Genomic DNA, 4,162 nt, shown 5'->3' on the forward strand with positions numbered 1-4,162 from the left:
CGAGTGTTACGTTAAATTACTCATTACTTTCTTTTAAACCAAAGCAGTCCCACTCTATCAGCAATCGACTAAAATTATTTTTTGAAAGATATTTGGCATCTACACACTTACCATCATCATCGTACAGCACAAGGAAAAAAGAACTCGATTCTAGTGTACGACCTAACGAAAGCCATTGAGCAACAATTGTCTCGTAATGTTCTTGATATGATGCGATTTCAAAGCCTTTGTTATTCGATGTTTTAAAATAAATTTTTAGTTTCACGCTTTATCCCATTTATCTCATACACATCATATTTAAGACTAGGTTTGTGTGAGCAATTGAACGTTCTTAATAGACTTAGGCCAAAAAAAACCACTATATACGCAATTGAGCACTATTATAAAGTTACATGCATATCAACACTTTGTGAGTATTGCGTTATGGCTTTGTGTAAAATAAAAAAATACGACACTTTAGTAGATGCTCATACGATTAAACTTCTCGAAAATTTAACAATGGAAATTGGAAATGAAGAAGTTGCTCTACAAGTCACTATTTTGTCATTTGAAAAACTTTGGCATCAAATGGAAATGCATGGAGAGCCCAAAAACACATTTGAATGGCTTCAAATCGAAGCAAAGAAGCTCATAATTTAAAGCAACATAACGTTGTGGTGGTGATTATTATTCCTATTACGTTAAATAGCCGACTTAGCATCTCAAAACGCCAATCTGACGCTCTCAAAGCGCTCTAGGAGCGTTTTTAAGCACTTACCCTTACCTACTTAGCCAGAAATCGGGTTGTAAGTTTGTGACGCTTTCAGAGCGATTTACAGGGCAAAAAGTTCGCTGTTCGATTGAAACAAAAAACGCCCTCTAAGGGCGTTTTTTCTATGTTTTCATCTTATCGATGGCATCTTTGGTGATCAGCTCGTTAGCTATCTCCAAGTTCTCTTTGTACTTCTTCTCTTTGTACTTCTCATATTCAAAGCGAGATAACGAACTTCTCGGATCGTACTCGTAATGCTGACAGAATTGCTCAAAAGTAACAGCTGCACTCATAGACACCTCTTAATCTTTAAACTGAAAACTTCGCATAAAGCTCTGGCTCTTTAGAGAGTAGAGTCAGGACTTTGCTTGCTAAACCTGTCGGATTTCTCCGTCCTTGCTCCCAACTTTTCACGGTATCAATACTCACATCCATCGCTTGTGCCAACTCTTTTTGGCTGACATCCAGTTGTGCTCGGATCGCTTTAACATCGGCAATCTCATAACGAGTGACATTCGCAGGAGTCTGCTCTCCTTTTGCAATCGCTTCGGCTTGCTTCATCGATGTATAAAGTTCATCAAAAATACTATTGCTCATTGTCATACTCTCTCTTAATCGACCTCGACACTTCTTTAAGGAGATTCTTCTCTTTCTGAGTTAAAGAGTCCTTTCTCCCTTTCTTGTACAGCAACACCAAATAGACAACATCAGGTTGGATCAGTAAGTAAATCGTTCGATAACCACCACTCTTACCTGTCGATTCTCCAGCAAGGCGAACTTTTCTTAGCCCTCCCGTTCCGACAATCAACGATCCCATTTCTGGGTTTTTGATGATGTCTGACTGCAACGCTCGAAACTCTTCATCCGTGAGCATCTCTTTTCGCTGAGATTCAAACAATGGCGTTTCAATAAACTCTAATGCGTAGCTAATAACCCGATCCTCTCCCAAAAGAATAGGAGTACATTGTACTCCTGGCAAGCGTGTTTTCAAATGTATTAACGATTAAATCCGAAACCTCGACCTCTGCGATTTTGTCGTGCTAACGACTGCTCTTGCTGTATTGCTTTTCCAACGACTGGAGCTGCTGCGTCAAGTTGTTTACTTGCATGGTCAAGCTGCTCACACTGCTCTGTAAGCGTTGGTTCTCCTCGCTGCTCTGCTCGAATCTTTTCTCTAAATCCTTGTAGAGCTTCACGAACTCGCTGTACTGCTCCTTGTGCTGCCTCTCTAAAACCTCGAAGGCGTGCAAAAGTTGTTTCTCTAGCTCGGTCATTTATTTCCTCTCCAACTTGATCAGCTCGTTCTTGCCATCGTTCATTGTCCACCCCTCCAGAATCGAGTACCCCTCTGGTATCACAATAAAACGTTCCCCTTTCTGGCTCTCGTACAGAGAAAGCCCCCAAGTCTTGTTCTGGAACTGCTCTAGGATCGCTTTTTGGCGGGCTATCTTTTTCTGATTGTCTAATATCGTCTGCCCTTGATACCAAGCGATCCCGTAACTGACGATCACCAAAAATAACAGGGTCACTGGCAACCAAATCCATGTTTTCATCACCAAGAGATTCAAACGTGATTGCTGCTCTTGGATGTCGTTTATGATTTTCTGCTCGCTTGATTTCAACGCATCTTGAATACGTTGTTCGTGCCTCTCGAAGTCTTTCTTTAGCGTTTGCTCGATAGCGTTGGCTTGCTTCTTCGATTGCGAATTGAAGTCCCTCGCCATATTCAAAATCTTGCTCATACAACAAACCTTTTAATCTTATGTTTCGTTTCCCACTTTCGGGATTCTTAATGCTGATGCTTTTAGCTGTCACTCTGGCAATCTCAAATCCTTTGCTTTCAAGCGCACCAATTACCCCTTTTCGGCTACGGATCGCGCCTGATTGAGCAAGATTAAGTAGACCATCGGTAAGAAGTTGCTGAATCTCTTTTGCATCGGATGGAGTGTCTTTAGCACTCACCAAGCCTTGCTGATTAGCAGGGTCATCTGGGTCATGAAGCCCTAGTTCAAGATTCTGAATGGTGCGCCACGCATCGATACGAGGATTGTCTGCAAAGTGGTAGTAAGGTTGAAGTCGCTTGCCAGAATGAAGCTCAATATTTGGAATAACAAAGTTCAGCTCTAACCGCCCTTTATCAAGATGCTCTACCCAAAGAATGGAGTATTGGTCTTTGTCTAAGCCTGGTAACAAAGCCTTTTCAAAATCAGCCATGAGGCGATCTTTAATCTCTTGTGATAAGTCCGTTTCAGCAAAACAGAGAAAGCCCGATGTGTACTTTTTGGCGTAAGGACTCGAATCAATGAGTGATTGAACTAAATCAGGATCGCCTTGATTGAGTGTCGCCCTCTCCCGATTTCTATCTTTCCCTAAGAGATAATCAACAGGGCCACTCCCAACGCCCTTACCTCTACGAGCGAACTGAACAATCATACTGAGATCTCATACTTTGCCATTATTTGCCCAAGCTGACGCTCGATTGCTGAAAGTTGAGCCAATACTTGAACCACATTCACGACATCATAATTCTGGGTATTCACTACTCTAGTGATCTGATTCAAGTTATTTCCAAGTCCAGATAACTGGCGCAATAATGCGGGGTCTACTTTAGGAACATTGGCTCTTTTAAGAGTCCGTTCCCCAAGACAAGTCTCTCTCATCCAAGGAGCTAATTCCGCACCATCACACCGATCTTTCAGAGCTTGAAGTTCAGTCTCAGTGACTCTGATCTTGATGGACTTTTCTCGTATTACTTTCTTCTTTTCAGTCATGGCAATTCTTTAGTTTGAGTGCTTTTAACTAGGGTTAAGGGAGCGTAGCGTCCCTTACAAGGCACAATGACAACGTAACGAAGTGGAGGGGTCTTTGTGTAGCCTTGCTTATGTGCTTAACAAAAGATAGAAAGTAAGATAAAGAAATGCAAATAAGGGAAATCATGAAGTATCAAACAATGACAGTAAGAGCAAAGAGGAGGCTAGCCAAGCTAGCGCACACCACCCTTTCGGCTGCGCCGACCCCTACCCATTTCAACTCAAATTTATGAGTGATTTGGGTATCTTTTTGGTCGCTTTCAGATTGGGTAAGTCTCTTCCCTTTCGGGCTGCCCTGCGCTGTGAGTAAGGCTTTACGCCCCCATTCCAGTCTCACAACACTAATCAATTATTCCTTTTCCGCAGTTCTCCCTCTAGCAGCTACAAGAGAGCGGTTTTATCGTGCTTTCGCAAGTTTTGATTAGTGCCTTTACCTGCCACCTTTGGAACTTCCCTTGGTCGGTGGCTGATGCGCATCGCTCTGTCCAAAACATCTTGAGTCCAAACAGAGTGCAGGAATACTTGAAGTGCTTAAATGATATGGGCTATCATGAAAGGACTTACACAGGCCGTCAAACCAGTAAGTATTCCGATCAAAGCC

Annotated in this window: 9 protein-coding genes; 2 read left to right on the forward strand and 7 right to left on the reverse strand. The window is 42.4% G+C overall.

The features are described 5' to 3' along the window. Positions 1-16 precede the first annotated feature (16 nt). On the reverse strand, positions 17-265 hold the full coding sequence (locus tag R7Q41_RS23690) for a hypothetical protein (protein WP_005398517.1): 249 nt from the start codon (positions 263-265) through the stop codon (positions 17-19). Between the two features lie 158 nt (positions 266-423). Between R7Q41_RS23690 and R7Q41_RS23695 the strand changes: the two genes are divergently transcribed. After that, the gene (locus tag R7Q41_RS23695; protein ID WP_031819061.1) at positions 424-639 is read left to right on the forward strand and encodes a hypothetical protein; all 216 of its coding nucleotides are present in this window, start codon (positions 424-426) and stop codon (positions 637-639) included. Between the two features lie 234 nt (positions 640-873). On the opposite strand, the gene R7Q41_RS23700 is transcribed toward R7Q41_RS23695, so the two are convergent. From R7Q41_RS23700 to R7Q41_RS23720, 6 genes are all read right to left on the reverse strand, one after another. Further along, positions 874-1,044: a hypothetical protein gene (locus R7Q41_RS23700; RefSeq protein ID WP_158090427.1), complete on the reverse strand. Its 171-nt coding sequence runs from the start codon at positions 1,042-1,044 to the stop codon at positions 874-876. A 16-nt stretch (positions 1,045-1,060) separates the two neighbouring features. Beyond that, the gene (gene nadS, locus R7Q41_RS23705) at positions 1,061-1,348 is read right to left on the reverse strand and encodes a NadS family protein (protein ID WP_029946694.1); all 288 of its coding nucleotides are present in this window, start codon (positions 1,346-1,348) and stop codon (positions 1,061-1,063) included. Continuing rightward, positions 1,338-1,730 (reverse strand): type II toxin-antitoxin system RelE/ParE family toxin, encoded by a 393-nt coding sequence (locus R7Q41_RS23710; protein WP_224723981.1) that lies wholly within the window; start codon positions 1,728-1,730, stop codon positions 1,338-1,340. The genes nadS and R7Q41_RS23710 overlap by 11 nt, the downstream gene beginning before the upstream one ends. Positions 1,731-1,791: 61 nt before the next feature. Then, a complete protein-coding gene (locus R7Q41_RS24550) occupies positions 1,792-2,025 on the reverse strand; it encodes an MbeD/MobD family mobilization/exclusion protein (RefSeq protein ID WP_411979068.1) in 234 nt (77 codons plus the stop codon). Then, the gene (locus R7Q41_RS24555) at positions 2,026-2,493 is read right to left on the reverse strand and encodes an MbeB family mobilization protein (protein WP_203506492.1); all 468 of its coding nucleotides are present in this window, start codon (positions 2,491-2,493) and stop codon (positions 2,026-2,028) included. Between the two features lie 687 nt (positions 2,494-3,180). After that, positions 3,181-3,522: a MobC family plasmid mobilization relaxosome protein gene (locus R7Q41_RS23720; protein WP_169709360.1), complete on the reverse strand. Its 342-nt coding sequence runs from the start codon at positions 3,520-3,522 to the stop codon at positions 3,181-3,183. Positions 3,523-3,963: 441 nt separating this feature from the next. Here R7Q41_RS23720 and R7Q41_RS23725 point away from each other — a divergent pair. Then, positions 3,964-4,162, forward strand: a 199-nt coding sequence (locus R7Q41_RS23725) for a hypothetical protein (protein ID WP_318144685.1), incomplete at its 3' end; no start/stop codon positions are given.

It is taken from the genome of Vibrio sp. 2096 (assembly GCF_033339595.1).
GTDB classification, from domain to species: domain Bacteria; phylum Pseudomonadota; class Gammaproteobacteria; order Enterobacterales; family Vibrionaceae; genus Vibrio; species Vibrio alginolyticus.